Raw genomic sequence first — 2,915 nt, 5'->3', positions numbered from 1 at the left:
GGCGGGCGACGATGCGGTCCAGCGCATGGCGCAGCGCTGCACGGTCGAGCGTTCCCTGCATGCGCAGTCCGAGCGGGATGTGATACGCCTGGCTGACGCCTTCCATCTGCGACAGGAACCACAGCCGTTGCTGTGCAAATGACAGCGGTAGCGCGGCTGCACGCGACGCCAGCGTGATGGCTGGCAGCTCGCTTTGGGCAGCCTGGCCGACGGCTGTTGCCAGTGCGGACAGGCTGGCATGGGCGAACAGTTCGGTCACGCCCAGTTCCACGCCCAGTACCTGACGCACGCGCGAGGCGACCTTGACGGCCAGCAGCGAATGGCCACCGAGGGTGAAGAAGTTGTCGTGGCGGCCTACCTGCTCAACGCCCAGAACTTCGGCCCAGATCGTAGCCAGTGCGGTTTCGACTTCACCGACCGGTGCTTCATACCCATGACTCGCGTAGGCGTCGCCTTCCGGTGCCGGCAACGCCTGCCGGTCCAGCTTGCCGTTCGGTGTCAGCGGCAGGGTGTCGAGCTGCACGTACGCCGCCGGCACCATGTACTCGGGCAGCGTTGCTTGCAAGCTGACACGCAGCGCTTCAGTATCAAGCTGCGCATCGGTCGTCAGGTAGGCGACCAGCCGCTTGTCGCCCGCCCGGTCTTCGCGCGCCAGCACCACCGCTTCGCGCACGCCTTGCTGTTCCAGCAGCTTCGCTTCAATTTCACCCAGCTCGATGCGGAAGCCGCGCAGCTTGACCTGCTGGTCATTGCGGCCCAGGAACTGAATGCTGCCGTCAGCCAGGTAACGTCCCAGGTCACCAGTCCGGTACATCCGTGCATCCGGCTCACTGCTAAATGGGTCGGCCACAAAGCGCTCGGCCGTCAGTTCATCGCGGTTCAGGTAACCGCGTGCCACCTGCACCCCGCCGATGTGGATCTCGCCCACACCCCCCTGCGGTACCGGCTGACCATGCACGTCCAGCAGATAAATCCGGGTGTTGGCAATCGGATGACCGATCGGGATGTTGTCCGGCAGATCCTCTCCGCAGCATTCCCACGCGGTGACGTCCACCGCCGCTTCGGTCGGCCCGTACAGGTTGCTCAGCCGCGCCTGCGGCAAGACCTGCCGGCACTGGCGCGCCAGCACACCTGGCAACGCTTCGCCGCTGCAGACAATGCGGCGCAGGCTGCTACAGGTTTCAGCTTCCGGATGGGCCAGGAAACTCTGCAGCATCGACGGCACAAAGTGCAAGGTCGTGATTCCCTGCTCGCGAATCATCTGCGTCAAATAGGCCGGGTCCTTGTGCCCGCCCGCGCGCGCCATCACTAGCTTCGCCCCATTGCGCAGCGGCCAGAAGAATTCCCACACCGAGACGTCGAAACTGAACGGCGTCTTCTGCAGCACCGTGTCCTCGCCGGTCAGCCGGTACGCGTCCTGCATCCACTGCAGCCGGTTGACCACTGCATGGTGCTCATTCATCACTCCCTTCGGCCGGCCGGTCGAGCCGGAAGTGTAGATCACGTAGCACAGGTCGGTTGCGCTGGCCATGTCGTCAGGCAGACGCTCAGACGCTTGCTCCGACCACTGGCAGGCATCGGCCTCCAGGTCGACCACCGGGACACGATGCGGCAGCACCGCGATCGCCGGCGCCGCAGCGGGATGGGTGAGCACGACCAGCGGCGCGCTGTCTTCCAGCATGAAGGCCAGCCGCTCGGCCGGATAGTCAGGGTCCAGCGGCACGTAGGCGCCGCCAGCTTTCAATACTGCCAGCATCGCGACCACCATGTCGAGGCCGCGCTCCATGCAGATCGCTATCCGCGCATCAGGCGCCACGCCCAGCGCACGCAGGTGGCGCGCCAGCCGGTTGGCGCGTGCGTCGAGTTCACCATAACTGAGCTGCGTGCCTTCATGCACCAGCGCCACTGCATGCGGCTGGCTTGCTGCCTGCGCCTCGAACTGATCGTGGACGCGTGCGCCGCGCGGATAGTCAACGGCGGTATCGTTCCATGCCGACAGCACGCGCCGGGATGCCTGCGCATCCAGCAGCGCCAGCCGGTCTATCGTTTGCATCTCGTTGTCGACCATGCCCTGCAGCAGGCAGTGCAGGGACTCGAGAGTGCGTTCCAGGCTTGCTTGCTCATACAAGGCGGTGGCAAATACCAGGCCGCCGCTGATGCAGCCGTTCTGCTCGCCCAGGAAGAGGGACAGGTCGAATTGCGCAGCCAGTCTGCTGGCGGCGACGGGACTGGCCGTCAGCCCGTGCAGCCGGACGTCTTCGCCCTCCGTGTCGTTCCAGCCAAGCATCACCTGGAACAGCGGACTGTGCGCCAGGCTGCGCGGCGGGTTGACGATCTCCACCACCTGCTCGAACGGCAGGTCCTGGTGCTGCTGTGCTTCCAGCGTGCGTGTCTTCACCGACTGCAGCAGTTGCGCAACCGTTGATGATGCAGACAGATCGAGGCGCAGCGCCAGCGTGTTGACGAAGAATCCGATCAGCGGCTCGACTTCGGCCCGGGTGCGGTTGGCTATCGGCGTGCCGATCACCAGGTCATCCTGTCCCGACAGGCGCGACAGCAGCGCCGCCCAGCCGGCCAGCAGCGTCATGAACAGCGTGGTGCCATGACGCGCGCTCAGTTCCTTCAGGTCCTGTGTGAGCGCCGCATCAAGTTCAAAGGCAACAAAGGCGCCGGCATAGTCCTGCTGTGCCGGACGCGGATGGTCGGTCGGCAATTGCAGCAATACCGGCGCACCGGTCAGTGTCCGCTGCCAGTAGGCGCTCTGCGCCTGCAGCACCTCGCCGCTGATCCAGCGCCGCTGCCAGGCCGCGTAGTCGGCGTACTGGATCGCCAGTGGCGGCAACGGATCTTCTTCGCCGGCATGACAGGCGTTGTACAGCGCGCTGAACTCGTTGATCAGGATGCCCTGCGACCAG

Annotated in this window: 1 protein-coding gene; it reads right to left on the bottom strand. The window is 65.3% G+C overall.

All coding sequences use genetic code 11. From position 1 onward, the window contains the following. Positions 1-2,915: amino acid adenylation domain-containing protein (locus ACFQUU_RS29110; protein ID WP_382252109.1), on the bottom strand; the 2,915-nt coding region annotated here is incomplete at both ends.

This window comes from Herbaspirillum sp. GCM10030257, from assembly GCF_042666555.1.
Lineage (GTDB): Bacteria > Pseudomonadota > Gammaproteobacteria > Burkholderiales > Burkholderiaceae_D > Noviherbaspirillum.
This window is presented reverse-complemented; position numbering and strand designations above follow the sequence as displayed.